This is a genomic window from Streptomyces sp. NPDC021749, from assembly GCF_040640655.1.
Lineage (GTDB): Bacteria > Actinomycetota > Actinomycetes > Streptomycetales > Streptomycetaceae > Streptomyces.
In genome coordinates this window covers 201,100-227,287 of the sequence record NZ_JBFACE010000004.1, presented here as the reverse complement: position 1 = coordinate 227,287, position 26,188 = coordinate 201,100, and the positions used below count along the sequence as shown (strand labels likewise).

General features: G+C 73.5%; 20 protein-coding genes. 15 read left to right on the top strand and 5 right to left on the bottom strand.

Going from position 1 to position 26,188, the window contains the following annotated elements:
• Positions 1 to 140 precede the first annotated feature (140 nt).
• The 4 genes from AB0G35_RS06065 (at position 141) to AB0G35_RS06050 (ending at position 6,301) form a co-directional block, all read left to right on the top strand.
• Entirely contained in the window at positions 141 to 2,495 is a 2,355-nt protein-coding gene (locus AB0G35_RS06065; protein WP_360944392.1) for a SpoIIE family protein phosphatase, read from the top strand.
• Between the two features lie 27 nt (positions 2,496 to 2,522).
• Positions 2,523 to 3,701 (top strand): aminotransferase class I/II-fold pyridoxal phosphate-dependent enzyme, encoded by a 1,179-nt coding sequence (locus AB0G35_RS06060; RefSeq protein ID WP_360944389.1) that lies wholly within the window; start codon positions 2,523 to 2,525, stop codon positions 3,699 to 3,701.
• A gap of 498 nt (positions 3,702 to 4,199) precedes the next feature.
• Positions 4,200 to 5,474: a VWA domain-containing protein gene (locus AB0G35_RS06055; RefSeq protein WP_360944386.1), complete on the top strand. Its 1,275-nt coding sequence runs from the start codon at positions 4,200 to 4,202 to the stop codon at positions 5,472 to 5,474.
• On the top strand, positions 5,474 to 6,301 hold the full coding sequence (locus AB0G35_RS06050) for a hypothetical protein (protein WP_360944383.1): 828 nt from the start codon (positions 5,474 to 5,476) through the stop codon (positions 6,299 to 6,301). The genes AB0G35_RS06055 and AB0G35_RS06050 overlap by 1 nt, the downstream gene beginning before the upstream one ends.
• 274 nt (positions 6,302 to 6,575) lie before the next feature.
• On the opposite strand, the gene AB0G35_RS06045 is transcribed toward AB0G35_RS06050, so the two are convergent.
• Both AB0G35_RS06045 and AB0G35_RS06040 read right to left on the bottom strand, forming a co-directional pair.
• Positions 6,576 to 7,985, bottom strand: a complete 1,410-nt coding sequence (locus tag AB0G35_RS06045) for a DUF5685 family protein (RefSeq protein ID WP_360944380.1) — start codon at positions 7,983 to 7,985, stop codon at positions 6,576 to 6,578.
• Between the two features lie 145 nt (positions 7,986 to 8,130).
• Positions 8,131 to 8,316, bottom strand: a complete 186-nt coding sequence (locus tag AB0G35_RS06040; RefSeq protein ID WP_360944377.1) for a hypothetical protein — start codon at positions 8,314 to 8,316, stop codon at positions 8,131 to 8,133.
• Positions 8,317 to 8,444: 128 nt separating this feature from the next.
• On the opposite strand from AB0G35_RS06040, the gene AB0G35_RS06035 reads away from it, so the two are divergent.
• The gene (locus AB0G35_RS06035; RefSeq protein ID WP_360944374.1) at positions 8,445 to 8,603 is read left to right on the top strand and encodes a hypothetical protein; all 159 of its coding nucleotides are present in this window, start codon (positions 8,445 to 8,447) and stop codon (positions 8,601 to 8,603) included.
• 277 nt (positions 8,604 to 8,880) lie between these two features.
• Here AB0G35_RS06035 and AB0G35_RS06030 read toward each other — a convergent pair whose 3' ends face one another.
• The 3 genes from AB0G35_RS06030 to AB0G35_RS06020 all read right to left on the bottom strand — a co-directional run bounded on the left by AB0G35_RS06030 (position 8,881) and on the right by AB0G35_RS06020 (position 11,462).
• The gene (locus AB0G35_RS06030) at positions 8,881 to 9,096 is read right to left on the bottom strand and encodes a hypothetical protein (RefSeq protein WP_360944371.1); all 216 of its coding nucleotides are present in this window, start codon (positions 9,094 to 9,096) and stop codon (positions 8,881 to 8,883) included.
• 126 nt (positions 9,097 to 9,222) lie between these two features.
• Positions 9,223 to 10,521 carry a PP2C family protein-serine/threonine phosphatase gene (locus tag AB0G35_RS06025; RefSeq protein ID WP_360944368.1) on the bottom strand — a complete coding sequence of 433 codons (1,299 nt, stop codon included), beginning with the start codon at positions 10,519 to 10,521 and terminating at the stop codon, positions 9,223 to 9,225.
• A 107-nt stretch (positions 10,522 to 10,628) separates the two neighbouring features.
• A complete protein-coding gene (locus AB0G35_RS06020; protein WP_360944365.1) occupies positions 10,629 to 11,462 on the bottom strand; it encodes an undecaprenyl-diphosphate phosphatase in 834 nt (277 codons plus the stop codon).
• Between the two features lie 268 nt (positions 11,463 to 11,730).
• Between AB0G35_RS06020 and AB0G35_RS06015 the strand changes: the two genes are divergently transcribed.
• From AB0G35_RS06015 to AB0G35_RS05970, 10 genes are all read left to right on the top strand, one after another.
• Positions 11,731 to 12,825 (top strand): acyltransferase family protein, encoded by a 1,095-nt coding sequence (locus tag AB0G35_RS06015; RefSeq protein ID WP_360944362.1) that lies wholly within the window; start codon positions 11,731 to 11,733, stop codon positions 12,823 to 12,825.
• Positions 12,826 to 13,002: 177 nt separating this feature from the next.
• Positions 13,003 to 14,631 carry a helix-turn-helix domain-containing protein gene (locus AB0G35_RS06010; RefSeq protein WP_360944359.1) on the top strand — a complete coding sequence of 543 codons (1,629 nt, stop codon included), beginning with the start codon at positions 13,003 to 13,005 and terminating at the stop codon, positions 14,629 to 14,631.
• Positions 14,632 to 14,715: 84 nt separating this feature from the next.
• Positions 14,716 to 17,172 carry a SpoIIE family protein phosphatase gene (locus tag AB0G35_RS06005; RefSeq protein ID WP_360944356.1) on the top strand — a complete coding sequence of 819 codons (2,457 nt, stop codon included), beginning with the start codon at positions 14,716 to 14,718 and terminating at the stop codon, positions 17,170 to 17,172.
• 413 nt (positions 17,173 to 17,585) lie between these two features.
• Entirely contained in the window at positions 17,586 to 19,046 is a 1,461-nt protein-coding gene (locus AB0G35_RS06000; protein WP_360944353.1) for an amino acid permease, read from the top strand.
• Between the two features lie 115 nt (positions 19,047 to 19,161).
• Entirely contained in the window at positions 19,162 to 20,112 is a 951-nt protein-coding gene (locus tag AB0G35_RS05995) for a hypothetical protein (protein ID WP_360944350.1), read from the top strand.
• A 271-nt stretch (positions 20,113 to 20,383) separates the two neighbouring features.
• Positions 20,384 to 20,830 (top strand): hypothetical protein, encoded by a 447-nt coding sequence (locus AB0G35_RS05990; RefSeq protein WP_360944347.1) that lies wholly within the window; start codon positions 20,384 to 20,386, stop codon positions 20,828 to 20,830.
• A 108-nt stretch (positions 20,831 to 20,938) separates the two neighbouring features.
• Positions 20,939 to 21,274 carry a hypothetical protein gene (locus AB0G35_RS05985; RefSeq protein ID WP_360944344.1) on the top strand — a complete coding sequence of 112 codons (336 nt, stop codon included), beginning with the start codon at positions 20,939 to 20,941 and terminating at the stop codon, positions 21,272 to 21,274.
• A gap of 140 nt (positions 21,275 to 21,414) precedes the next feature.
• Positions 21,415 to 22,467: a zinc-dependent alcohol dehydrogenase family protein gene (locus AB0G35_RS05980; protein ID WP_360944341.1), complete on the top strand. Its 1,053-nt coding sequence runs from the start codon at positions 21,415 to 21,417 to the stop codon at positions 22,465 to 22,467.
• Positions 22,468 to 22,685: 218 nt separating this feature from the next.
• The gene (locus AB0G35_RS05975; RefSeq protein ID WP_360944622.1) at positions 22,686 to 25,088 is read left to right on the top strand and encodes a SpoIIE family protein phosphatase; all 2,403 of its coding nucleotides are present in this window, start codon (positions 22,686 to 22,688) and stop codon (positions 25,086 to 25,088) included.
• Positions 25,085 to 26,179: a substrate-binding domain-containing protein gene (locus tag AB0G35_RS05970; protein WP_360944338.1), complete on the top strand. Its 1,095-nt coding sequence runs from the start codon at positions 25,085 to 25,087 to the stop codon at positions 26,177 to 26,179. The genes AB0G35_RS05975 and AB0G35_RS05970 overlap by 4 nt, the downstream gene beginning before the upstream one ends.
• The last annotated feature ends 9 nt before the right edge of the window (positions 26,180 to 26,188 follow it).

Sequence of the window (26,188 nt, the reverse complement as noted above, 5' to 3'; positions counted from 1 at the left end):
TCACCGCCCGGACCAGATGGGTATATGCCCGATATGTCAGAGTTAAGGGAAGGCGCGACGGCGCAATCGGAGAATGCATGAGAGGGCACCCTGCCATGTCCACGGATCGCCTCGGATCGGTCACCGAACGTATCCGATCCATGCGCAGGCGGAGCACGGAGTACGAGGACCTCTTCGACCAGGCTCCGGTGATCTTCGCTGCGCTGAGCGGTCCGCGGCACCGGCTGGAGGCGGCGAATCCGGCGTTCCTGGAGGCGGTCGGCGGCGGCCGGGGACAGATCGGCGTCCCGATCGGTGAGCTGTTGCCCGAGCTGGGCCCGCAGGGTGTACTGAACCGGCTCGATGAGGTGTACCGGACCGGCACCGCCTACCGGGCCCGGGGTGGCCGGCTGGTGCTCGGCGCGCCGGGAGCGGAGCGGGAGGGCTACTTCGACTTCACCTACGAACCGCGGCGGGACGCGGACGGCACGGTCGACGGGGTGGTCGTGATCGCGGTGGACACCACCGCCTCCCACGACGCCCAGATCCTCGCCGCCGAGCAGCGGGTGCTGCTGGAGCGGATCGCGCGCGACGCGCCGCTCGGCGAGATCCTGACCGGGATGGCCCGGACGATCGAGGAGTTCTCCCCGGACCTGATCGTCTCGGTGCTGCTCGCCGATCCCGACGGGGTGCACCTGCGGCACGGTGCCGGGCCCAGCCTGCCCGCCTTCTACAACGAGGCGATCGACGGGGTCGCCATCGGGCCGGACGTGGGTTCCTGCGGTACCGCCGCGTATCTGCGGGCTCCGGTGATCGTCACGGACATCGCCACCGACCCGCGGTGGAACGGGTACCAGGAGCTGGCGCGGCAGGCCGGGGTCGCGGCCTGCTGGTCCACCCCGATCATGGGCGCCGACGGTGAGCTGCTGGGCACGTTCGCGATGTACCACCGCACCCCGAAGGCGCCGGACGACAAGGACGTGGCGCTGAGTGGGGCGTTCGCCCGGATCGCGGCCCTGGCAATCGAGCGCCGCCGTGCGCTGGAGGCCGGTCAGGCCGCTCAGGAGCGGGAGAAGGAGGCCCGGGAGGACCTTGCGTTCGTACTGGACGCCAGCACCGCCATCACCCGCGAGCCGCACTACTTCGACTGCCTGCAGTGTCTGGCCCGGCTGACCGTGCCCTCGCTGGCGCCGCTGTGCACGGTGCACGTCGTCGAGGACGGCCATACCCACCGGATCGCGGTGGCCTCGGACGACCCGGACGGCGAGAGCCTGCTGGCCGCCCCCGGGCTGAGCGACGAGATCGACGACGCGGTCGCCCGGGTGCTGGCCTCCGGCAGCACCGAGACGGGCCTTATCCGTGCCGCCGGTCCCGAGAGCGGCGCCACCGGCCTCGGCAGTCGTCCTGGGCGAGACGGCGGTCCCGGTCCTGCCGACGTCCTCACCCACGCCGGCAACCGCACTGACCTTGACGGCCCTGACGACCGCATCGACCTCGACGGCCCGGACGACCGCACCGGCCTCGACAGCGCCGACACCCGCACCCGCCTCGACGGCCCCGACAGCCGCGCCCGGCCCGGACCCGGTCCCCGTGCCGGCGCCGCCGCCGGTCGGTCCGCCCTCACCGCCTACGGGTGTGTCCCGTTGGCCATCCGCGGCCGTGCGTTCGGGGTGCTGACCCTGCTGGCCATGGGCCGGGAGCTGGACGGGCATGTCATCGCGCTGGCCGAGGAGCTGGCGCGACGGGCCGCGTCGAGTGCCGACAACGCCCACCAGTTCACCGACCGGGTCCGGCTGGCCCGTGAGTTGCAGGCCGGTCTGCTACCGCCCGAACTGCCGGCCGTGCCGGGCGCCGAGCTGGCGGCGTCGTACCACCCCGCTGGCGAAGGGCTCGACGTCGGTGGGGACTTCTACGACGTCTTCCCGCTGCCCGACGACCGCTGGGGGCTGATCATCGGCGACGTCTGCGGGCGCGGTGCGGCGGCGGCCACCACGACCGGCATGGTCCGCCACACGGCGCGGGCCGCGGCGCGCCTTCTGCACGACCCGGCGGCCGTCGTCGCGGCCATCAACGACGCGCTCATCGAGGGCACGAACGAGGACACCTTCGTCTCCCTGATATACGGCGAACTGCGGCGCGAGGATGGGCGGCTCGTCCTGGACCTGATACGCGCCGGACATGTGCCGCCCCTCATACGCCGGGCCAACGGCACGGTGGAGCAACTCGCCGAGCCGGGGCAGTTGTTGGGCATCGCGCCCGGCGTCGGCGGGGGCCCGCGCCAAGTGGTGCTGTCCCCGGGCGACAGCCTGGTGCTGGTCACCGACGGCATCACCGAGGCGCGTGCCGCCGACGGCGAGTTCTTCGAGGAGCAGCGCCTGGCCGATGCGCTGGTCGCGGTGCGCGGTCCGGCTCCCTCTGCCACCGCGCTCCTGGAGTCCGTCACGGCGGCGGTCACGGCGTTCGCCGGTGATGACACCGACGACGACCAGGCCGCGCTGGTGCTCACCGCCGCCTGAACGGGCCGACGCGCCTATCGTTGACTCATGGAGCCCAGGTCACCCGACGTTCCCGCCGACGCGAACCCGCTGCGTGCGCTCTCGATCGACGCGCTGCGGCGGCGGACGAGCATGAAGTGGCGTACATATCCGGCCGATGTGCTGCCGTTGTGGGTGGCCGAGATGGACGTACCGCTGGCCGCACCGGTCGTCCGGGCGATCACGGATGCGGTCGCGCTCGGCGACACCGGCTATCCGGCCGGGACGGCGTACGCCCGGGCGCTGGCCGGTTTCGCCCGCGAGCGATGGGGCTGGGACGGCCTCGCCGTGGAGCGCACGGCGATCGTGCCCGATGTGATGCTGGGCATCGTCGAGGTGCTGAAGCTGGTCACCCGGCCGGGCGACCCGGTGGTCGTCAACTGCCCGGTGTATCCGCCGTTCTACCAGTTCCTCACGCATATGGACCGGCGGGTCGTGGAGGCCCCGCTGGGTGCCGATCTGCGGATCGACGTCGATGCGCTGCAAGGGGCGTTCCGGGATGCCGTTGCGGGCCGTGGCCGGGCCGCGTACCTGTTGTGCAGCCCGCACAACCCGACCGGGACGGTGCACAGCGCCGAGGAGTTGGCGGCGGTAGCGGCGTTGGCGGACGAGTACGGCGTGCGGGTCGTCGCGGATGAGATCCACGCACCGGTGGTGGCGCTGAACGCTGCCTTCGTCCCGTACTTGAGCGTGCCGGGCGCGGAGCGCGGCTTCTCGCTCATGTCGGCGTCCAAGGCGTGGAACCTCGCGGGGCTCAAGGCCGCGCTGGCCGTCGCCGGTCCGGAGGCCGCCGGGGAGCTGGCGCGGATGCCGGAGGAAGTCAGCCACGGCCCGAGCCATGTAGGCGTCCTCGCGCACACGGCCGCGCTGCGGGACGGCGGCGGCTGGCTGGACACGCTGCGCGCGGGACTCGACGAGAACCGCCAACTGCTCGCCCGGTTGCTGGCCGAGCGGCTGCCCGGGATCCGCTACCGGCCGGCCGCGGGCACCTTCCTCGCCTGGCTCGACTGCCGTCCGCTCGGCCTCGGCGACAATCCCGCCGCGTTCTTCCTGGAGCGCGGCAGGGTCGCCCTCAGCCCCGGCCCGGACTTCGGCACCGGCGGGACCGGCCATGTGCGACTCAACCTGGCGACCTCCCCCGAGGTGCTCACCGAGGCGGTCGGACGGATGGCCGACGCGCTGAGCTGAAGCGGATGCGGGCCGGGAGGCGACGGGCTGGGCTGATGCGGACGCGAGCCGGGAGGCGACGGGCTGCGCTGGACCGGACCGCGGCACGAACCAAGGCGTCGGCAGCGGCCGGGGAGCACGCCTCCGGTCGGGAACGCCTTCGGGCAGCACGCTCCGGTCGGGAACGCCTTCGGGCAGCACGCTCCGGTCGGCGCACCACGGGACGTCACACCTCCAGCCCGCACGCCTCCGAGCCACATGCTCCAGCCGACACGCGGCCCGTTCGGCAAGCCTCCAGTCCGCAGACCCACACACCCACACCCACACCCACACGCGCGCACACGCGCACACCCGCAGACCCGCACACCCGCACACCTCCAGTCGGCAGGCCCTCAGCAGCCGGGCCTCCAGCAGCCCCGGGGTGCGCACGGTCACCCCCGTGCCGGGGCTTCAACTCCCCTCGCAGCCGCCCCCGGCGACCGTTTTGGACTGGGGCGGATTTCTCCATACGATCCAGCGATGATCACAAGAAAACGGCTGGCGGCCGGGGTGTGCGGGCTGTTGGCCGCGATGGCTGTCGCCCTCCTTCCCACACCCGCCAGCGCCGGCGAACCGGATGCGAAGACCGCTCCCAAGGTGGAGCTGACCCTCGACGTCAGCGGCTCGATGCGAGCCCGTGACATCGACGGCCAGAGCCGGATGTCCGCCGCGAAGCAGGCGTTCAACGAGGTGCTGGACGCCGTTCCGGACGGCGTGCAGCTCGGCATACGGACGCTCGGCGCCGACTACCACGGTGACGACCGGAAGACCGGCTGCAAGGACACCCGTCAGCTCTACCCCGTCGGGCCGCTCGACCGGACCGAGGCGAAGACCGCGGTGGCGACGCTCACGCCCACCGGATGGACGCCGATCGGCCCCGCCCTGCAGGGTGCGGCGCACGACCTCAAGGGTGGGGAGGGGTCCCGCCGGATCGTGCTGATCACCGACGGCGAGGACACCTGCGCCCCGCTCGACCCGTGCCAGGTGGCCCGGGACATCGCCGCGCAGGGCATCCACCTCACCGTCGACACGCTCGGTCTGCTGCCGGACGCCAAGACCCGTAGGCAGCTGAGCTGTATCGCCGAGGCGACCGGCGGGACGTACACGTCGGTGCAGCACAAAAAGCAACTTCGCGATCGTGTGCACCAGTTGGTGGAGCGGACGGCTGACCCGGTCGTCACGCCGGTGGCGACCGAGGGGGCGCAGAGCTGCGCGGGCGCGCCGAAGTTGAAGCCGGGGCTCTACAGCGACCGCGAGAAGTTCGCCGAGCACCGCTGGTACCGGGTCGACGTCCGGCCCGGCCAGGAGCTCCGGGCCTCGGTGAGCGTCGCCGCCGACCGTGCCGTCAACAACGATTACGGGGTTCTGCTGCGGGCCTCGACGGACCGGGGACGGGAGCTGGTCCGCGGCGTGGAGGCGGGTGACGGGCGGACCGATGTGATCTCCTCCGGGCTGCGTTACCCCGTGCCGCCGGCCGATGCGCCGGACGGGGCGGACGAGCCGCCGGCGAAGACCGTCTGCCTCCAGGTCAGCAACTCCTTCTCGGCGCCGGCTTCGGTCAAGACCGAGCCCGGTATGCCGGTCGAGCTGGCCGTCGATGTGGTCGACGGCCCGAGTGACGCCTCCGACGCGGCGTTCTTCGGTCTCGGCCACGGCTGGTGGCTGCTGATCACGCTGGCCCTCACCGGGCTGGTGGCCGGTCTGGTCTGGGGCTGGATCTCCCGTTGGCGCGTCTCCGTCTGGAGGACCAACTGATGCGCACCGTACGCAGGATGCTGATGACCGCCGCGCTGGCCGGAGCGGGTCTCCTCGGCGTGGCGGGGCCCGCGGTCGCCGACACCGCGACGCCGAGTCCGAGCGCGAGCGCGAGCACGGAGGCGGGGCCGACCGAGGCCGGGACCTCGTTCCGTACGGCGACCGCCATCAAGTCCGGCCAGCCGGCGACGGCCGATGCGTCCACCGGTGACTACCTCTACTGGGTGCTGCCGGTCGACGCGGGACAGCGCGCCACGGTCACCGCCACGGTGACGCTGCCGGCCGCCGCCCGGCACGGTGCGGCCACCTGGCAGCTGGACGTCTACGACGGGCTGCGCCGGCGGCAGCCCTGCAAATACGGGGCACCGACCAAGGCCGCGGCCCAGGACGCCGGTTCCGTCGAGCTGACCTGCACGCTGCGCACGGTGCGGGCCTGGGCGGAGCCGTGGGCCAACGACCCGCTGCCCGGCAGCTATTACGTTCGCTTGACGGTCGTCGATCTTCCGCAAGAGGATCTGGGGCTGCCGGTCCATGCGAAGGTCGAGGCGGGCACCGCGGACCAGGGTGGCGCCCAGGCGGTGGACGGCTCGCTCGCCGCCCCCCTGGTGCCGGGGGCTGGTACGGCCACGCCGCAGGCCGACGGGGCGACGCCGTCGCCGCGGCCGGCGGCCATGGCGGAGCCGGACGGTGGCTGGTCCTCCGGCTGGTGGTCGGACCGCTGGCTGTGGACCGCGGCCGGCGGGCTGCTCGCGGCGCTCGGCGGCATCGCCGGCTATTCCGTCACCCGCGGCTCCGGCCGCCCGTCTCGGGTGCCGCCGGGCGCCTGAGCTTCGAGCCGCACCCGACGGCGGGGCGGTCACGGCACACCGCCGTGACCGCCCCGTTTGTCACTGGGCCCCTCACGGAGCCACGTCAGACAGCCTCGTCGGTCAGCCCCGTCAGTCGGCCTCGCCGGTCGGCCCCGTCAGTCAGTCTCGTCGGTCAGTCCCGTTGGTCGGTCTCGCCAGGCAGCCAGGTATGGCGGCCTCGTGACGCGGTGCTTGAGCGGTTGGCACTTCATCCGCCGCGACCTCAGCCGCCGCAACCTCAGCCGCCGATGCCTCAGCCGCAGTCACAGCAGCTGCAGCAGTCACAGCAGTCGCATCCGCCGCAACCGTCACAGCCACCGTCGCAGCCGTCGCAGGACTGGCAGCATCCGTCGCGCTTCTTGCGCGACCAGGGGCCCTCGAACTCGTCCGCGCAGCACACCTTGCAGGTGCAGCACAGGCCGATGGCCACCGCGCAGCCCGCGAAGAAGCCCCGGGGCTTCTTCGGCTGGTGCGGGAAGCGCGGCAGTCCGCCGCCGTCCCCGCCATTGCCGCTATTGCCGCTATTGCCGCCGCCACCATGACCGCCGCCGTATCCACCGCCGTGGCCACCAGGCGGTACCGATCCCCCCGCGTAGGGGTTCTGCGGGGCGTTCACCTGCGGGCCATAGGCGTACGGCCCACCGGTCGGCGCGTACGCTCCACCGGCCGGAGCCTGACCGTACTGCGGCGGCTGACCATACTGGGGAGGCTGACCGTACTGCGGAGGCTGACCGTACTGCGGAGGCTGCCCGTACTGCGGAGGCTGCCCGTACGAGAGCTGCCGGCCGTGCCCCTGGTGGGAACAGGCCGTAGTGCCGAAGGCGCGGTCCACCGACCGGCGGAGTTCGTGCACCAGCAGCACGTGCACCAGCGCGGAGTCGGTGAACTCCACGTCGCGCAGGGCGAGGCGGATGCCGTGCAGCGCGTCGTCGCAGAGCCGGCGGGCCTCGGCGGTGCTCGCGCCGGTCGCGGTGAGCGGGTTCCAGGCGCCCTCGGCGGCGTCCGCGGCCCGGTCCTCCACAGCGTCGAGGAGATGGGCTAGCCGCCCGAAGAGCCGGCCGGCCTCGGCCAGTGGCGCGGCGTTCCCGGGGCGCCCGGCGAGGACGGCGGTGTGGGCGAAGGCGGCGGCGGTCGCGGTCTCGGTCGGTTCGGTGATGACCGTCAACGGCGTGCCGGGTCCGGCCAGTTGCTCGATGGCCGGCTGGCGGTCGACCGCGTCGACGAGGACGGAGGTGTCGAAGCCGAGGGTGGCGCCGGTGCGGGCCCCGGCCCGGTCCCAGCCCGCGGCGACCCGGCGCGCGGCGGCGGCCACCGGGCGGCGGCGCAGCAGACCGTTCCGGTCGGCGACGTGGTCGCGTATCTTCGCCGAGGCGAGCACCAGGGACACCGAGGCGGCGAGCCGTGCGCCCTCGCCCTGTGCCACGGAGGCGGTGCGCATACCGCGGAGCGGGCAGGGGCCGGCGGTGCGCCTGCGGTCCTCCGTACGGCCGGCCTGAGCGTCCGTCAGGACGGAGACGATCAGCCCGTCGTAGTTGGTGACGACCCGGGCGAACTGTCCGTGGTCGCCGCGCAGCGCGAGGCACAGACCGCAGAGGTGGGCCATCCATTCGGCCTTGAGCCCTTGGGACAGGCGATGGCTGCAGGGCCTGACGATTCCGAACATGTGCGATCCCCCGTAAAACGTCGGAACGGTGCTGCCGCGACGCACGGCGGCACCGGTTGAAGATCGTACCGACCGTGCCGCTGACCTGGGGCACCCCCTGTCAGGCCCTGCCAGGCCCGGTCAGGGCCGGTCAGGGCCGCTTCGGTCAGGTGGCGTGCCGGGCGAGTACGGCGTCGAGCCGGGCCGCGCGGGCCGCGCGGTGCGCGAGGTCGTCGAGGGCGAGGAGGTCGGCCAGGTCCGGCGCGCGGTCGGCGACGGCCTGGTGGCTGGCGGCGGTGAGGTGGACGGTGCCGTCGTCGTCGATGCGCTCGATGCCGTCGCCGCCGGCCATGTCCTCGTTGAAGGCGATCGCGTCGGCTTCGGAGAGTCCCGGTGGGAGGTCCGGCGTGACGGATCCGTCGACGATGCGGACCGGGTAGCCGCCGGGCCGGCCCGTATCACGGAGACGAGGAGCGGGAGTTGGCAGGGCGGGCGCAGGCCGAGACCGGCGGCGGCGACGGCTCGGGCGGTCGGGTCGGGGCGGTCGGACGTCGCCCAGGGGCCGCGCAGCGAGGCGCGGTGCACGACCAGGTCGGGGCGGGTGGTGGTGAGCAGCTCGGCAGCCTCGTCGGGCCGTGATGCGGCGAGCCGGGGCGCCTCCACGCGGCAGTCGCGGGCTGTGGCCACGGGCGTCGCCACGGCGTCGCGCGCGGCGGACCGGCCCGCCACCCGGAGACGCCGCACCCGGCCGCCGGCGGCCCGTCCGTCGGCGACCCGCTCGCCCATGTCTCCCGCACCGATGATCAATACCGTGGTCATCGGGCGATGGGAGGCCGGCCCTCGTTCCTCGGGGCGGGTTGTTCGTTCCGCAACGAGCGGTTCGCCGCGCCCGGTTGGGCCGGCAGGGGCGGTGTCCTCACCGTTTGGCCTCGGCAGGGACGAGCACCATCCAGTCGTCCTTGCCTTCCTCCTCGTGCAGGTAGCCGATCATGGTGGGATGCGGCCCCGGATAGGCCGGGCCCTCGTTGCGTGCCCCGGAGGCGCTGTCCGCGTCCGTGCGCCCGAGGAGAACCGCCAGGGCGAGGAAGGGCAGTACGGCGGCCGCGAGCGTTATCCCCGTGCTCCTGCTCATGGTCTTCGGCCTCACAACGTCCTTGGTCTCTGCGTGGTTTGCCACCTGGGCATCTTCCTCCACACCGCCTGCCGGTACGTCCCCGGGGTGCCAACGGGGGTCGGCAGCCGGTCCTCTGACGCTCCGTCAGTGCACGGCGGCGTCAGTGTCCTCCGGAGCCGGGGGCCCCGGGTGGCGGCGGATCCGGGCGGCGAGGACGGCGACGTCGTCCTCGGCGTGCAGGCCGTCAAGGTGATCGAGGACCTCGTCGAGGACCTGCTCGACGTCGGCTCCGGCGGGCAGGCGCAACCGGGCGAGCCGGGAGAGCGAGGTGTCGATGTCCTCACCACGGCGTTCGACCAGGCCGTCGGTGAACATCAGCAGGGTGTCGTCGGGGGTCAGGGGGCGGGTGATCTGTTCGTAGCCGCCGGCGCCGGTGCCCAGGGGCGGGCCTACCGGGACCCGGAGGAGGTCGGCGGTGCGGTCGCCGCCGAAGACCACCGGGGAGAGGTGGCCGGCGCTGGCGAACGCGGCGATGCCGCGGGCCGGGTCGATCCGGGCGAGCAGGCAGGTCGCCGGGCGGCGGGATTCGTCCTCGGCCACCGCGGTGTCGAGCTGGCGCAGGACGCGGTGGGGCGGCAGATCGGTCGAGGCTACGTAGCGGAGGCTGGAGCGGTAGGCGTTCATGTCGACCGCGGCGTCGAGTCCGTGGCCCATGACGTCGCCCATGACGAGCAGGGTGCGCCCGTAGTGCAGCCGGACGGTTTCGAACCAGTCGCCGCCGACGAGCGCGCTGCTGCCGGAGGGGAGGTAGCGGGTGGCGAGGTCGAGGTTGGGGTGCGGGCGGCCCGGTTCGGCCAGCAGCGCCCGTTGGAGGTCCATCGCGGTGCGCTGCACCGAGGAGTGCCGACGGGCGTGGGCGAGATGGGCGGCGGCCAGGCGGGCCGCATGGCGGACGGTGGCGGTCTCGTCCTCGCTGAAGCTGCCGCCGGCGCGGAGAAGGAGCAGTACGCCGTGGCGGCGGCCGTGGGCGGACAGCGGCACCGCGAGGGCCTGGGCGGACATTCCGCCGGACAGGACGGCCCGGGCGGCGACGGGGCGGTCCTCGGCCAGGGCACGCCGGAGGGGTGAGCCGGCGTCCGGGCGCTCCGGGTCGTCGCCGGGGAAGCGTGCTTCGAGCACCTTGACCAGGCCGGCCGAGGCCACCCGGCGCAGTGCGGGGGCCTCGCCGGGCCGGCGGGCCGCGGTGGCGTCCTCGGGGAGGAGTTCCACCGCGGCGGCGTCGCCGATGTGCCGGCACAGGAAACGGGACAGCTCGGTACTCGTCGTCTGTGCGTCGAGGGTGGTGCCGATGCGTTCGGCGGCCTCCTCCATGAGGCGCAGCCGGGCCGGTACGCGGGGGTCGTCGGCGTCCCGGCCCGCGTCGTCCGAGCCGTCCCGGTTCATTACGGCCACCTCCAGGGCGCTGCGCCCGCCATGGGCGGGTTTGCTGGTGTTGCACCCATATCACCAGCGGGACCGGATCGCGGTCCGGCGCGGCGGCCGCCGCGGGGTCAGTTGAGGACGCCCATGCCCAGCAGGCCGAAGAGGAGGGCGCCGATCAGGATGCGGTAGATGACGAACGAGTTGAAGGAGTGCTTGGCGACGAACTTCAGCAGCCAGGCGATCGAGGCGTAGGCGACGATGAAGGAGACGACGGTGCCGATGGCCAGCGGGGCGACCGCGGCGCCGGAGCCGATGGCGTCCTTGAGCTCGTAGATCCCCGCTCCGGTGAGGGCTGGGATGCCGAGGAAGAAGGACAGCCGGGTGGCGGCGACCCGCTCCAGGTCGAGGATGAGCGCGGTGGACATGGTCGCGCCGGAGCGGGAGAAGCCGGGGAAGAGCAGCGCGAGGATCTGCGAGCAGCCGACCCACATGGCGTCCTTGAGGGAGGTGTCGTCCTCACCGCGCTTGTGGCGGCCCATCTGGTCTGCGGCCCACATCACACCGCTGCCGACGATCAGTGAGCCGGCCACCACCCACAGGGAGGCGAGCGGGCCCTCGATCAGCGGCTTGGCGGCCAGGCCGACGACGACGATCGGGAGGGTGGCGAAGATCACCCACCAGGCGAACTTGTAGTCGTGGTGGTAGCGCTCCTCCTTGTTGGCCAGCCCGCGGAACCACGCGCCCACGATGCGCACGATGTCCTTGCCGAAGTAGACGAGCGCGGCGGCGATCGCGCCGACCTGGATGACGGCGGAGAAGCCGACGACGGCCTTGTCGTCGACGGGGATGCCCATCAGCCCTTCGGCGATCTTGAGATGGCCGGTGGAGGAGACCGGGAGGAATTCCGTCACCCCCTCCACGGCTCCGAGGACGACGGCTTGGCCGATGCTGATCGCGCTCATGGGATCCATTTCTCGGGACGGGCGGACGGTGGGCGCAGACACGCCTCGGCGCATGGGGCGGGTCTGGTGGATCGTCCGGGCCGACCCGGACGACACGCCCTGGCGCGATGAGTGACTTTACTGGGGGTTTCGCCGTCGGGCCGACGGGAAGGCCCCCGCGGGCCCGGCGGGCGGACCGGAGCGGACCGGGATGCGCGGGGCACGCCCGGGCCCCTACAGTGCGGGACGGTCTACAACACTGTAGACGACCGAGGGGAGGAACGATTCCATGACCGCGGCCCCGCTCCGCCGCCGCTCCACCACCGCCTCCGCACGCGCTCCCGCCCCGGCCGCACCCGAAGGCACGCCCCCGCCCGCGGGCGGAAACGGCGGCACCCGCCGCGACGCCTACTTCGACAACGCCAAATACCTGGCCATCGTATGGGTGGCGATCGGCCACGCCTGGGAGCCGTTCTACGCCGGGAGCCGGACCTCGGCCGCGCTCTACCTCGTCGTCTACGCCTTCCACATGCCGGCGTTCATCGTCATCTCCGGTTATTTTTCCCGGAGTTTCACTTTCCGCCCCGACCAGCTGCAGCGGCTGGTCACCGGCGTCGCCGTCCCCTATGTCATCTTCCGGACCGCCTACGCGATGTTCCGGTACGCGGCGGGCGATCAGCCCGACCTCTCGGTCGGCCTGCTGGATCCGTGGTTCCTCACGTGGTTCCTGCCGGCGCTGTTCATCTGGCGGCTCACCGCACCGCTGTGGCGGATCATCCGCCTGCCGGTGCCGGTCGCCCTGGCGATCGCCGCGCTCGCCTCGGTCTCCCCGGATGTCGGCAGCGATCTCGATCTCCAACGGGTGCTGCAGTTCCTGCCGTTCTTCGTGCTGGGCATGCGCCTGGCCCCCGAGCACTTCCGTCTGCTGCGCCGCCGGGCGGTGCGGATCGCGGCCGTGCCGGTGGTGGCGGCCGCGACCACGTTCGCGTACTGGGCCGTGCCGCGGATGAACGACGCGTGGTTCTACCACACCGACAGCGCCCAGAAGCTGGGGGCGCCGTGGTGGGGCGGCGTGCTGATGCAGCTGGCCATGTTCGGCTGCTCGCTGGTGCTGACCGCCTGCTTCCTCGCCTGGGTTCCGGGGCGCCGGATGTGGTGCACCACCCTGGGCGCCGGCACCCTCTACGGCTATCTGCTGCACGGCTTCCTGGCCAAGGCCTCGCGCTGGTGGGACTGGTACGACGCCGCCTGGATCGCGACGCCGTGGGGGCACCTCGCGGTGACGCTGATCGCCGCCGTGGTGGTGACGCTGCTGTGCTCCCCGCCGGTACGGCGGGTGTTCCGGTTCGCGGTGGAGCCACGGATGCGCTGGGCCTTCCGGTAGGTGCCCGGCGGCCGCGGTTGTCCCGGCGGGGAGCAGCAGTACTGTTGGCGTGGCTCATATCTGCCGTAGCAGCCTCGACTTTGGCCGACAGACTGCTTGGCAGTCGGACCGTACGCACCACGAGAGGGCCGGCGCCGTCCGGCCCCGGGCCGAACCGACCCAGCAGAGGCGCCGATCATGGACATAGCCGCGGCGGCATCGCCACCCCGTGCGGGCATCAGCCTGCGCCAGCTGCTGATGTCGCTGGGCGAACCGCTGGTCGAGCTGCAGGCGGCGCCCGCCGGGCTGGACGTCGAGATCCGCAGCGTCGCCCTGCTCGACCCCGAGGACCCTCCGATGGCCCGCCCCGGCGAGCTGATCCTCGCCATAGGCGCCCGCGGCCGGGCCGCGTTCCCCGCACTGCGGGCCGGCGGGCGCGACGGGGCCGCCGCCGTCGCGGTCAAGCTCGACGCCCCCGGCCAGGCCGCGGCGCTCAGCGAGACCGCCGTCGAGGCCGGCATCGCGCTGCTGTCCGTACGCAGTGAGGCGCGCTGGGAGCAGGTGGACGGGCTGGCCCGGGCGGCGCTGGACAGCTCGCAACCGGGGCTGCCCGGAGCGGGCGACGAGGAGGGCGACCTGTTCTCGCTCGCCCAGACCACCGCCGTCCTCACCGGCGGCATCGTCAGCATCGAGGACACCGCGAACCGCGTGCTTGCGTACTCCCGCTCCACCGACTCCGACGAGGTCGACGATCTGCGGCGGCTGTCCATCCTCGGCTGGCACGGCCCCGAGGCGTATCTGGCCCGGCTCCGGAAGTGGGGGGTCTTCCAGCGGCTGCGCGCCTCCGACGAGGTGATCCGCATCGAAAGCCATCCGGAGCTGGGCATCCGCGCCCGGCTCGCGGTGGCGATCCGGTCCGGGGAGCGGCAGCTGGGCACCATCTGGGTGCAGGAGGGCTCGACGCCGCTGACCGACCACTGCGACCAGGCGCTGCTGGGCGCCGCCCGGGTCGCCGCACAGCATCTCGTGCGCCGCCGCCGGGAGCTCTCGGCGGACCTGACGCTGACCCGCACCCTGGGGGCCGGGCTGCTGGAGGGCACCACCGGCCCGCAGCCGCTCGCCTCCCACATGGGCCTCGACGCCGCCCGCCCGGCGGCCGTGCTGGGCTTCTCGTACGGGACCGAGGCCCCGCCGCCGGAGCTGGCCCGCGCCGAGGTCGGCAATCTGGTCTCGGTGCACACCGCGGCCCGGCACCGCAGCGCGCTGGTCACCCAGGCCGACTCCCGGATCTACGTGCTGTTGCCGCAGCTGCCGCGCAGCATCGACCTGGGCACCCTGCGCTGCTGGGGGCAGGAGATCACCGACGCGGTCCGCCGCCACCTGGGGCTGTCGCTGCGCGGTTCGGTCGGCTGCATCGTGCCGTCGCTGGGCGAGGTCCCCGACTCCCGGCGGGAGGCGGACCGGATCCTGGACGCCATGGTGAGCGTGGGGGTCGCCACCACGGTCGCCGCGCTGCCGGACATCCAGGCGGAGGTGCTGGTCAGCGAGATGCTGACGCTGCTCTCCGCTCATCCGGAGATGCGTGACCCGCGGCTGACCGCCCTGGTCGCGCACGACAGCCGCAACCAGGGGCAGCTGGCCGAGACCGTGCTCGCCTATCTGAACGCCTTCGGTGACGTCCGGGCCGCCGCCGCGCAACTGCACGTGCATCCCAACACCCTCCGCTACCGGATCCGCCGGGCCGAGGAGCTGACCGGCCTCGACCTCGGCCGCCCCGACCAGCGCCTGCTGGCCATGCTGCAACTGCGGTTGCCGCCGGCTCCCTGATCCGTCACGGAGTGCAGCGGCCGTTGGTCCACATTTCTCCTACACTGGGCGAGATGCTCCGATTGGGCTGACGGACTGGCGATCATGAGCTCCGAGAAGGCACGGCCGGGCGGTTCCGATCGCGCGGGTGACCTCGCGAAGGCGGCCACGGCCGAACTGGACGCACAGGGGCTGATCGTCTCCTGGACCCTGGCGGCGCAGCGGCTGCTCGGCTACCGGCCCGAGGAGATCCTCCACCACCCCGCGGCGGAACTGCTGGCCCTGCCCGGCGACAAGGAGCGGGCCGCCGCGGTCGCCGCGTGGTGCCGGACCGGCGACGGCTGGGGCGGTTCGGTGGCCGCCCGCCACCGCGACGGCCGCGATCTGCAGCTGGCCGTCCAGGTCACCCCGGTGCTCAACGGCGCCGGAGGGGAGCGGTGGTCGGTGTTCGCGCTGGAGGAGTGGCGGGTGCCGGGCCGCGGGGTGAACCAGCTGATGCTCGAACCGTTCCTGGCGCACGCCCCGGTCGGCATGGCCGTGCTGGACACCGAGCTGCGCTACGTGTGGGTCAACGACGTGCTGGAGCGGCTGATCCCCCTCGAACGCCGGCTGGGGCGGACGGTGGACCAGGTCCTGCCACCGCTGGAGGCCGAGGCGTTCCACGAGCGGATGCTGCGGGTCCTGCGCACCGGCACCCCGGTGATGGACTACGAATTCCGCAGCCCCACGTATGCCGACCCCAGCCAGGAGCGCGCCTACTCGGCCTCCTTCTTCGGGCTGGCGGATCCGCAGGGCCGGCGGATCGGCATCTGGTACATGGTCATCGACGTCACCGAGCGCTGGCGGGCGCAGGAGCGGCTGGCGCTGCTGAACGACGCCAGCGCACGGATCGGCAGCGTGCTGGACGTCACCCGCACCGCCCAGGAGCTGGCCGACGTCGCGGTACCGGCGCTCGCCGACTTCGTCGCCGTCGACCTGCTGGACTCGGTCCTCCGGGGTGACGAGCCGGTGCCCGGGCCGGTCGACAGCAGTCTGCTGATGCGGCGCTGCGGCCAGCAGTCGGTCCACGAGGGCTGCCCGGAAGCGGGGCTGGCGGTCGGCGAGGCCGTGCGGCGCTCCCGGGCGTCGCCCATCACCCGCTGTCTGCAGGCCGGCGAATCCCTGGTGGAGCAGGCCCTGGACCACACGTCCAGCGCCTGGGTCACCGCGGACCCGGCGCGCGGCGCGGTGATCCGCGCGTACGGCTTCCGGTCGGTGATGGTGGCACCGGTGCAGGCCCGCGGGGTGACGCTGGGCGCGGCGACGTTCTTCCGCTCACGCCGGCTGGGGCCGTTCACCCCGGATGACGTCCGGCTGGCCGAGGAACTGGTGGCGCGGGCCGCGGTGTGCGTCGACAACGCGCGCCGCTACACGCGGGAGCGGACCGCGGCGCGGGTGATGCAGCAGAACCTGCTGCCGCACGAACTGACCGGCGGCTCGGCCCTGGAGGTCGCGTCGTGGTACTTCCCGGCTGACGCGCCGAGCGGGGTGGGCGGTGACTGGTTCGATGTGATCCCGCTGTCCGGCGCCCGGGTGGCGCTGGTCGTCGGGGACGTGGTCGGCCACGGCATCAACGCCGCGGCCACGATGGGCCGGCTGCGGACGGCGGTGCGCACCCTGGCCAACCTGGACCCGCCTCCCGATGAGCTGCTGGCCCGGCTGGACGACCTGGTCATCGGCCTGGTGAAGACCTACGGCGCCGAGCCGGCGCCGGCCGCCGAGAACGCCACGGTGGCGGCCACGTTCATGGGCGCGACCTGCCTGTACGTGGTCTACGACCCGGTCAGCCGGCGGTGCTGCATGGCGCGGGCCGGGCACCTCCCGCCCGCGGTGGCCGGCCCGGACGGCACGGTCGAGCTGGTGGACCTGCCCGCCGGTCCGCCGCTGGGACTGGGCTCGCTGCCCTTCGAGGCCGTCGAGCGGGAGCTGCCCGAGGGCAGTCTGCTCGCGCTCTACACCAACGGGCTGATCCAGACCTGCGATCCGGACATCGGGGTCGGGCTGGCCCGGCTGAGCGACGCGCTGACGCTGCCCGGGGCGACGCTCGCGGACATCGGCGGGCGGGCGGTCAAGACGCTGCTGCCCGGGCCGCCGTCGGACGACGCGGCGCTGCTGCTCGCCCGTACCCGTGCGCTGGGTGCGCACCAGGTGGCTTCCTGGGACCTGCCCGCCGACCCGGCGGTGGTCGGCAACGCCCGGGCGCTGGCCGGCCGGCAGCTGGACGAATGGGGCATGGCGGAGCTGCAGTTCACGACGGAGCTGGTCGTCAGCGAGCTGGTCACCAACGCGATCCGGCACGGCACCGGCCCGATCACCCTGCGGCTGATCCGGCAGGCCGGGCTGATCTGCGAGGTCTCCGACGGCGGCAGCACCGCGCCGCATCTGCGCCATGCCCGGACGACCGACGAGGGCGGCCGCGGGCTGTTCATCGTCGCCCAGCTGGCCCGGCGCTGGGGCACCCGCTACACCCAGACCGGCAAGACCATCTGGACCGAGCAGGACCTGCCGTCCGAGGCGGCGTAGGAGCCCGGCCCGGGCCGTCAGGAGGGCGCCGGGCCGAGCCCGCCCGGCCCGGGGAGAGCCGCCGTAGGGGGCCGGCGACGGATTCCGCATTGGTCGGTCGCACAGCCATCAGGAGTGACTTTGTCGCTCCTCACAAATACGCCGCCGCGCATCGCCACATACGCTGACGCAAATCCATTCGGACGTGATGCCGCTCACCTCTCACGAGGAGGCCGGGCACGCTGCGGTGGCGCGATCAGCGCTCCCCCACCCGCGCGAGCATCCGGAATCCGCGGCCCCGTGCCGCCGCTTTCGACATTCGACAGGGCCATGATCGCCGCTTGCCAGCACCCGGCCCTGTCGTGCGTCCAGACCGAGGCGATCCCAGCAGTCACCCCGTGCATGACCCCTCCAACCCCTCAACGGATGTCGCAATGACCACACCTTCCCAGAGCCATCTGGCCGCTCCGCCCTCTCCCCCGGAAGACGGGTCGGCGTCGCAGCAGTCAGGGCTGCGCTCCGGCCTCAAGAACCGCCATCTGTCCATGATCGCCGTGGGCGGCGTCATCGGCGCCGGCCTGTTCGTGGGCTCCGGGTCGGGCATCGCCGCGGCCGGCCCCGGCATCCTCCTCTCGTACGCCCTGGTCGGCGCGCTGGTCGTGTTCGTGATGCGGATGCTCGGCGAGATGGCGGCGGCCAACCCGACCTCCGGTTCCTTCTCCGCGTACGCGGACCGCGCGCTCGGCCGCTGGGCGGGCTTCTCCATCGGCTGGCTGTACTGGTTCTTCTGGGTCGTGGTGCTCGCCGTGGAGGCGACCGCCGGCGCCGCCATCCTCACGAGCTGGGTCCCGGCCGTCCCGCAGTGGGCCTGGGCGCTGATCGTGATGGTGCTGCTGACCGCCACCAACCTCGCCTCGGTCGCCTCGTTCGGTGAGTTCGAGTTCTGGTTCGCCGGTATCAAGGTCGTCGCCATCGTCGCCTTCATCGCACTGGGCGGGCTGGCCGTCTTCGGCGTGCTGCCCGGCTCCGACCACGCCGCGACCGGCTTCGGCAACCTCACCTCGCACGGCGGATTCCTCCCGCACGGCCCCAGCGCCATCCTCACCGGTGTCCTGATGGTCGTGTTCTCCTTCATGGGCAGCGAGATCGTCACCCTGGCCGCCGGCGAGTCCGAGGACCCGCGGCGCGCGGTCACCAAGGCCACCAACAGCGTCATCTGGCGGGTCGGCGTCTTCTACCTCGGCTCGATCCTCATCGTGCTCTCGCTGCTGCCGTGGAACGACCCCTCGATCGTCAAGAAGGGCTCGTACGTCGCGGCGCTGGACTCGATCGGCATCCCGCACGCCGGCCAGATCATGAACGTCATCGTGCTGACCGCGGTGCTGTCCTGCCTGAACTCCGGCCTCTACACCGCCTCCCGGATGGCGTTCTCGCTCGGCCAGCGCGGTGACGCGCCGAAGGCCTTCGCACGGACGAACCCGCGGGGCGTCCCGCAGGCCGCGATCCTGGCCTCGGTCCTCTTCGGCTTCATCGCGGTCGGCTTCAACTACCTGTGGCCCGACACCGTCTTCCAGTTCCTGCTGAACTCCTCGGGTGCGGTGGCGCTCTTCGTGTGGCTGGTGATCTGCTTCTCGCAGCTGCGGATGCGCGGGATCATCCTGCGGGAGAACCCGGACAAGCTGGTCGTACGGATGTGGCTGTTCCCGTACCTGACCTGGGCCACGATCGCGATGATCACGTTCGTGCTGGCCTACATGCTGACCGACGACAGCGAGGGCGGCGGCCGCATCCAGGTGCTGCTGTCGGTGCTGCTGGCCGTCGTGGTCGTCGGAATCTCCCTGGTCCGCGACCGGATCGGCGCCACGTCGGACAAGACGGCGGGCCTGACCCGCTAGCGGAACGCGAACCCTGTGGGGCGGTGGTGTGCACGGCACGCCACCGCCCCGTACCATCCCTTCACCACCGCCCCCCGCCGCCCACGACTCCCCCTCGGAAGGCCAGCCCACGACGATGCCCGTCTTCAGACGCCGCAAGGACAACGTTCCCCGGATGGCCCCGGAGCTCGACGACGTCACCCTGGGCCGGGTCCGGAAACGCGTCGAGACCGCTTGGTCCCGCGGCTCACTGGACACCGCCGTGATGGCCACGATGGGGCAGCTGCTCGACGACACGGGCGAGGACTGGGACCGCAGGGCGCACCGGCTGGCGGTGCTGGCCGCGTCGGCCGGCCGGGGACTGCCCGGCATCTGGCGGCGGCACAGCCCGCGCAACCCTGACGCCCTGCTGCTGCAGGCCTGGTCCGATCTGCTCCGGGCCCGCGAGCCGGGCGCCGCCGTCGACCTGGCCGAGACCCGGGAGACCTGCCGGATCGCGGCCGACCTGGCGCCCGCCGACCCCACCCCGTGGACCCTGCAACTGGCCGTGCTGCGGCTGGAGCGCCGCCCGTCCCAGGAGCTGTCGGCGATCTGGCGCGAGATCAAGGCCCGCGACCCCTGGAACCGCGAGGCGCACCTGCAGGCCCTGGGCTATCTCTCACCCGACGAGTGCGGCTCCAGCGCCCTGGTGCTGGACCTGCTCGACGGCGTCCGCAACAGCATGCCGCCGGACGCCCCCGCCGCCGGGCTGGAACTGACCGCGCTGGTCCGCGCCCATCAGCGCGCGGTGGCCACCGGCGGGCTGTCCGCGCTGGGCGCGGGCGAGATCTGGCGCCGCCCGGACGCCGCCCGGGCCCTCGACCAGGCGGCACGGTACTGGCCGGCCCCCGGCCATCTGCACCACGCCCAGGCGATGGCCGATCTGAACGTGCTGGCCTTCGCGCTGATCAAGTCCGCCCGGATGACCGAGGCGGCGATCGCCCTGCGGGCCACCAAGGGCATCGCCACGCCCTGGCCCTGGAGCCTCGACGGCGATCCCCTGGAGCGGTTCACCCACCATTTCGAGCGGGCCAGGGCGGACGGCTAGGGCACGGCGGCGACCGCGCCGGCCGCGGGCGGGGCGGGCGTGGCGCCGGCCCGTGCCACCCCGCCACCGCCCACCGGCGACAGGACGGAATCGGCGGTCCTCCACGGAGGTGGCCGTCCGTCACGTTCCCCCTGCGGCGGCCTGTCCGTTTACGGGGCATACGTACGGACGGTAGCCGGAACGGGTGGAATTGCGGTCTCTTTCCGGTCTCTCCGGAGTGCCCCGATGTCGCACCGGGGATTCCTTCCTGGAAGAGCGTGGGGAGATCCGTATGCGGGACACCGTCAGCACCGGCCGCTCCGCGGCCACACGGGGCCGGCGCCTGCTGCTCCTGCTCGCCCTGCTGGCCCTGCTGCACGCGGCGTTCGCCCCGGACTCCCCGGAAGCATCGCCGCCCGGTGCCGGGTCCCGGGCCTGCGCCCCCCGCGTCGCGGTCCCCGCCGCGTCCATGCCCGACGAGCGGCCGTGCGCCGCCGAGGCGCCGGTGCTGGCGTCCGCCGACGGCGACCCCAGGCATCCGGGCAGCGGGGTCCGTCACCGGTATGCGGGGTCGGTCTGCCATCTGCGCCACCACGTCCCGACCGGGGCGGCCGGCAAGGCGCTCGGGGCGTCGCCGGTGGCGGCCGCCCGTACCGCGGCCGGCGTCCCGGTTTCCGGCGCCGCCCACACCTCCTCCGCCGCCGCACCTCCGGGGCGCGTGACCGTCCTGCGCTGCTGACCGGGCCCGGCCACGTCCGCCCGCCCCGGCCCACGACGGGCCACCGGGGCGCGGCGCGCGCGGCCTGCCGTCATCCGCCCACAGGACCGGCACCGCAGGAGAACCGGTATGCCCCGCGACATCTTCGGGGCCCTGGGCGCGCTCGTGCGCGCCGAGGCCTCGCGCACCGTCCCCAAGCCGAAGACCGCTCCCCCGGCCGTCTCGCCGCCGGGTCGGCCCGCGTCGCCGTCGAGCGGCCCGCCCGATCGGGCGCCGGGCGCCCCGGATGCCGCGGAGGCCCCGGACGCCCCGGAGGCCGCGGACGTGCCGGGTGGCGGCAGCTCCGACGCCCCCGTCGTCCGTGCGCGCCGTCGGCCGCTGACCGCGCTGCTGCGCACCCTCTTTCGCCGCCGCCGGAAGGACCGGGCTCGCTCCGCCGACGGGCGCCATACCTCGGCGTCCTGACGGAGGCGCGCGCGGCACGGCCGGGTCGCCGTGGCCCGGCGGCCCGAGCCGGGGGACTTGCGGGACCCGCTCCTCGGCGCCGCAGAAGCGGGATACCGCTCCCGTTTGTCCCCCTCCCCGCCCGGCGCCATGCTGGACGCATGGCCGCACACACGGCCGGAGCCACGGCACCGGTCTCCGGCCCGGATCTGGCGTCCGCGTGGGCCGTGGGGCGACCCGGTCCGGTGGCCTCGGGGCCACTGGTGGCGGTGCGCCGCCCCGTTCCCGCGCCGGGCCCCGGTGATCTGCTGCTGCGGGTCGAGGCGTGCGGGGTCTGCCGTACGGATCTACATCTGGCCGAAGGGGATCTGCCGCCGCGCCGCCCGTCGACCGTACCGGGCCACGAGATCGTCGGCCGGGTCATCGCCACCGGGGCGGCGGTCGGCCGGTTCCGGGTCGGTGACCGGGCGGGCGGGGCCTGGTTGCGCGGGACCTGCGGCGGCTGCCGCTACTGCCGGGCGGGCCGCGAGAACCTCTGCCCGGCCTCCCGGTACACCGGCTGGGACGCCGACGGCGGGTTCGCCGAGGCCGCGCTCGTTCCCGCGGACTACGCCTATGCGCTGCCGGAGGACCGGAGCGCCGTGCAGCTGGCGCCGCTGCTGTGTGCCGGGATCATCGGCTACCGGGCGCTGCGCCGCAGCGCACTGCCACCGGGCGGCCGGCTCGGCATCTACGGGTTCGGGGCCTCGGCGCATCTGGCGGCGCAGGTCGCGCTGGCCGAGGGGGCCCGGGTCCATGTGCTGACCCGGTCGGCGGCGGCCCGCCGACTCGCCCTCGACCTGGGGGCGACCTCGGCCCGCGACGCGTACGACCGGCCGCCCGAACCGCTGGACGCGGCGGTCCTCTTCGCGCCGGTGGGCGACTTGGTGCCGGTGGCGCTGGAGGCGCTGGACCGGTCGGGCACACTCGCCATCGCCGGGATCCACCTCACCGACATCCCGGCGCTGGACTACCAGCGCCACCTCTTCCACGAGCGCGATCTGCGCAGCGTCTCCTCCAACACCCGCCAGGACGGCGAGGAGTTCCTGCGGACCGCGGCACGGATCGGCATCCAGGTCACCGCCAGCCCCTATGCGCTCGCCCGTGCCCCGCAGGCGCTGACCGATCTGGCCGCGGGCCGGGTGCGGGGCGCCGCGGTGCTGGTGCCGCGCTGACGGTGAGTGGCGGCCCCCGGTCACCCACCGTGGTGCGGTGCGGCGCGGGTCCGCCGACTGGCTCCGGCCTCGCCGGATGCCGCACCATGGAGGCAAAGCGGTAAATTACGGCATATCCGATGAAGTGGCGGCGGGGTGGAGCCCTGGCCCCGAGGGCGGATACGGCAACCGTGGCGTACGACAACGGCTTCCCTCCGCGTACGGAGGCGGTGCAGGCAGTGACCACGCGGGTCCTCGGGTCGTCCGGGGCCGAGCTGACCGCCGTCTATGTCCCGGCCGAAGGGGACGGCGAACTCCACCTGGCCGAGATGGTGGGCGGCTCCGGCGTCCGTATCGGACTGCCCGCCAGCTACGAGGTGTCCGGCAACTCCCCGGTCGCCGCGGCCTTCCGCACCGGCCGGCCGCAGTGGGTGGCCGCCGCCGAACTCGCCGAGCACGGCGAGGTCTCGCTCGGGGTGCTGCCGCTCGGCGACGACACCAAGCGGCTGGGCTGCCTGGTGGTCGTCGACCAGGCCCCGCACGCCTTCGACGAGGACCGGCGGCACCTCCTGGAGCTGCACGCCGACCAGGTGGCCGCGGGCCTGGAGGCGGTGGCCGCCCGGGTCATGGCGCGCACCGAGCGGCAGTCGCTGCTCGGCCCGGGGCTGGGCACCCTGCGGGGCGGCGCGTTCACGCTGGTGCTGCGCACCGGCCGGATCGACGCGGACTCCCTGGTGCTGGAGCTGTTCGGGATCCCTCAGCAGGGGTTCGACCGGCGGGTCGAGACGCTGCTGGAGCGGACCGCGCCGGACGACGTGCCGGCACTGATGTCGATCGTGGAACCGGGCGGGCTGCCCGTCTCCGGGCAGCAGCTGTCCTTCCGGATCCGCCGGCCCAACGGCGAGCTGCGCTGGCTGAGTCTGCGCTGCCGGGTGCGGTACGACGCCGCCGGTGTGCCGGAGCGGATGCTGGGGGTGGTCGCCGACGCCTCGTACCTGCGCCCCAGCGCCGACGAGGTGTCCGTCGTCCAGCGGCTGTCGACCGCGCTGGCCGGTGCGACCACCATCCGGCAGGTCAGCCGGGCGGTGGTCGACGTGCTGCGCCCGCCGCTGGCCGCCAGCCGGATCGGGGTCGCCGAGCTGGAGGCCGACCGGCTCGTGGTCACGATCCTCGATCCCCCCGATCCGGAATCCTGGCCCGCGTCCTGGCAGCGCGAATGGCGCACCGAGTGGCCCGATGCCTCGTGCCACGCCCTGCCCACGCTGGAGGGCGTCCTGCGGGGCGGCCATGTGGCGCTGTGGCCCCCGGACGCGGAGCTGGAGCCGGGGCTGGCGGACATCGGGCCGGGCGGGCTGGCCGTCCTGCCGCTGCCGGCCGAGGGCCGAGTGGTGGGCGTGTGCCTGCTCGGCTGGGACACCGAGCACCGGTTCGGGCCGGAGGAGAGGTCGCTGCTGACCGCGACCGCGGGGCTGGTCGGCCAGGCCCTGGTCCGCGCGCACGCCCTGGACGCCGGCCATGAGCTCGCCACCATGCTGCAGCGCAGTCTGCTGCCCCGCACCCTGCCGTCGCTGGCCGGCGGGGACACCGCGGTCCGCTATCTGCCGGCCACGATGGGCCTGGAGGTGGGCGGCGACTGGTACGACGTCATCCCGCTCTCCGACGGGCATGTGGCGCTGGTGATCGGGGACGTCGAGGGGCACAGCGCGGGCGCCGCGACGATCATGGGCCAGATGCGCACCGCGATCCGGGCGTACGCGGTGGAGGGCCATCCGCCCGACGTGGTGATCGCACACGCCAACCGGCTGCTGCTCGGCATGGAGACCGATCTCTTCGCCACCTGCGCCTACGTGGACCTCGACATGGAGGAGGGCATCGCCTGGTTCGTACGGGCCGGGCATCTGCCGCCGGTGCTGCGCCACCCCGACGGCCGGACCGAGGAGCTGACGATCGAGGGCGGGCCGCCGCTGGGGGTCTCCGCGGAGGGCGAGTTCCCGCTGACCGAGGTCGGGCTTGCGCCCGGCACGCTGCTGGTGCTGCTCACCGACGGCCTGGCCGAGTCGGCCAGCCTCCCGCTGGAGGACGGGATGCGCCGGGTGTGCGAGGTGCTCGCCGCGGCCGATCCGGCCGACACCGGGCGGGTCGCCGACGAGCTGCTGGGCAGCGCCAAACGGCGGGACGACGACGTGGCGGTGCTGGTCCTGCGCTACGACGGCATGCGGGTCCGCCCGACCCGCGCCCACTGGGCGGTGTGGCGGCTGCCCGACGCGGTGATGCACGCCCGCCGTTTCACCGGCCGCACGCTGCGCACCTGGGGCGTCACCGAGGAGATGGACGTGGCGCTGCTGGTGGTGTCCGAGCTGGTCACCAACGCCATCGCGCACACCCAGGGCGAGGTGCGGCTGGATCTGACGCTGGCCGCCGACCGGCTGCGGATCGCGGTCAACGACGCCTCGCCGCGGGCCCCGGTCAAGCCGGCGAGCGTGGACTGGGAGGCGACCGGCGGCCGCGGACTGCTGCTCGTCGAGGCGATGTCGCTGTCGTGGGGCTCGGTGCCGCTGAGCGGCGGCAAGCAGGTGTGGAGCGAGATCGGCCTGCAGCCCGACGAGCGGATCGGGGCCGGGGAAGGGGGGCCGGTGCGGTGACCGGACGTCTGGGCAGGGCCGTCGTCGCGCTGGCCGCGCTGGGACTGCTGGCCGGCCCGGCGGCCTGCGGGGAGGCCGGCGGCGGACACCGGCCGGCCTCCTCCCCCGGTGCCCTGCGGATCGGGGTGCTCCTGCCGGACAGCACCTCGCGCTTCTACCGCTTCGACCGGCCACTGATCGAGAAGCGGATCCACGAGCTGTGTCCCGGGTGCACGGTGGAGACCGTCAGCGCCCAGCACGACGTCGCCACCCAGCAGCAGCAGATGGCCGCGATGATCACCAAGCAGGTCGACGTGCTGATCCTCGACGCCACCGATTCCCGGTCGCTGCGCTCCTCCGTCGAGGACGCCCACCGGGCCGGCATCCCGGTCGTCGCCTACGACCGGCTGGCGGAGGGCCCGGTCTCGGCGTACGTCTCGTTCGACGGGGCGAAGGTCGGCCGGATGCAGGGCGAGGCGCTGCTGCGGGCGCTCGGCCCGAAGGCGCGCCGCGCGCAGATCGTGATGATGAACGGCGCGGCGACCGACCCCAACTCCGCCTGGTTCAAGCGCGGTGCGCTGTCCGTCCTCCAGGGCAAGGTGCGGATCGGGAAGTCCTACGACACGGCCGGCTGGCGCCCGGAGGCCGCCAACGGCAACATGACCGCCGCCATCGCGGCGCTCGGCGCCGACCACATCGACGGGGTCTACTCCGCCAACGACGGCCTGGCCTCCGGCATCATCGCCGCGCTGAAGGCCGCCAAGATCTCGCCGCTGCCGCCGATCACCGGCCAGGACGCCGAACTCTCCGCCGTCCAGCGCCTCGTCCAGGGCGAGCAGATCATGACCGTCCTCAAGCCCTTCAAGCCCGAGGCCGACACCGCGGCCGCGATGGCGATCACCCTGGGGCGCGGTGAGCGGCTCGGCCGTATGGCCCCGCACCGGATCAACAGCCCGACCCTGCGCGACATCCCGGCCGTCCTGCTGACGCCCATCGAGGTGACACCGGCGAACATCAAGGACACCGTCGTGAAGAACGGTATGTACACCATCGACCAGATCTGCACCCCCAAGTACGCCTCCGCCTGCCGGAAGGCGGGGCTCACCAGCTAAGGCAGGTAC

What these genes read in the sequence shown, in the direction of transcription:
- AB0G35_RS05995 (WP_360944350.1), top strand. Translation starts at nt 19,162, where the DNA reads ATGCCCGTCTTCAGACGCCGCAAGGACAACGTTCCCCGGATGGCCCCG.
- AB0G35_RS06050 (WP_360944383.1), top strand. Translation starts at nt 5,474, where the DNA reads ATGCGCACCGTACGCAGGATGCTGATGACCGCCGCGCTGGCCGGAGCG.
- AB0G35_RS05980 (WP_360944341.1), top strand. Translation starts at nt 21,415, where the DNA reads ATGGCCGCACACACGGCCGGAGCCACGGCACCGGTCTCCGGCCCGGAT.
- AB0G35_RS06015 (WP_360944362.1), top strand. Translation starts at nt 11,731, where the DNA reads ATGACCGCGGCCCCGCTCCGCCGCCGCTCCACCACCGCCTCCGCACGC.
- AB0G35_RS06045 (WP_360944380.1), bottom strand. Translation starts at nt 7,985, where the DNA reads ATGTTCGGAATCGTCAGGCCCTGCAGCCATCGCCTGTCCCAAGGGCTC.
- AB0G35_RS05985 (WP_360944344.1), top strand. Translation starts at nt 20,939, where the DNA reads ATGCCCCGCGACATCTTCGGGGCCCTGGGCGCGCTCGTGCGCGCCGAG.
- AB0G35_RS06005 (WP_360944356.1), top strand. Translation starts at nt 14,716, where the DNA reads ATGAGCTCCGAGAAGGCACGGCCGGGCGGTTCCGATCGCGCGGGTGAC.
- AB0G35_RS05990 (WP_360944347.1), top strand. Translation starts at nt 20,384, where the DNA reads ATGCGGGACACCGTCAGCACCGGCCGCTCCGCGGCCACACGGGGCCGG.
- AB0G35_RS06000 (WP_360944353.1), top strand. Translation starts at nt 17,586, where the DNA reads ATGACCACACCTTCCCAGAGCCATCTGGCCGCTCCGCCCTCTCCCCCG.
- AB0G35_RS06055 (WP_360944386.1), top strand. Translation starts at nt 4,200, where the DNA reads ATGATCACAAGAAAACGGCTGGCGGCCGGGGTGTGCGGGCTGTTGGCC.
- AB0G35_RS06010 (WP_360944359.1), top strand. Translation starts at nt 13,003, where the DNA reads ATGGACATAGCCGCGGCGGCATCGCCACCCCGTGCGGGCATCAGCCTG.
- AB0G35_RS06060 (WP_360944389.1), top strand. Translation starts at nt 2,523, where the DNA reads ATGGAGCCCAGGTCACCCGACGTTCCCGCCGACGCGAACCCGCTGCGT.
- AB0G35_RS06030 (WP_360944371.1), bottom strand. Translation starts at nt 9,096, where the DNA reads ATGAGCAGGAGCACGGGGATAACGCTCGCGGCCGCCGTACTGCCCTTC.
- AB0G35_RS06040 (WP_360944377.1), bottom strand. Translation starts at nt 8,316, where the DNA reads ATGGCCGGCGGCGACGGCATCGAGCGCATCGACGACGACGGCACCGTC.
- AB0G35_RS06065 (WP_360944392.1), top strand. Translation starts at nt 141, where the DNA reads ATGCGCAGGCGGAGCACGGAGTACGAGGACCTCTTCGACCAGGCTCCG.
- AB0G35_RS06020 (WP_360944365.1), bottom strand. Translation starts at nt 11,462, where the DNA reads ATGAGCGCGATCAGCATCGGCCAAGCCGTCGTCCTCGGAGCCGTGGAG.
- AB0G35_RS06025 (WP_360944368.1), bottom strand. Translation starts at nt 10,521, where the DNA reads ATGAACCGGGACGGCTCGGACGACGCGGGCCGGGACGCCGACGACCCC.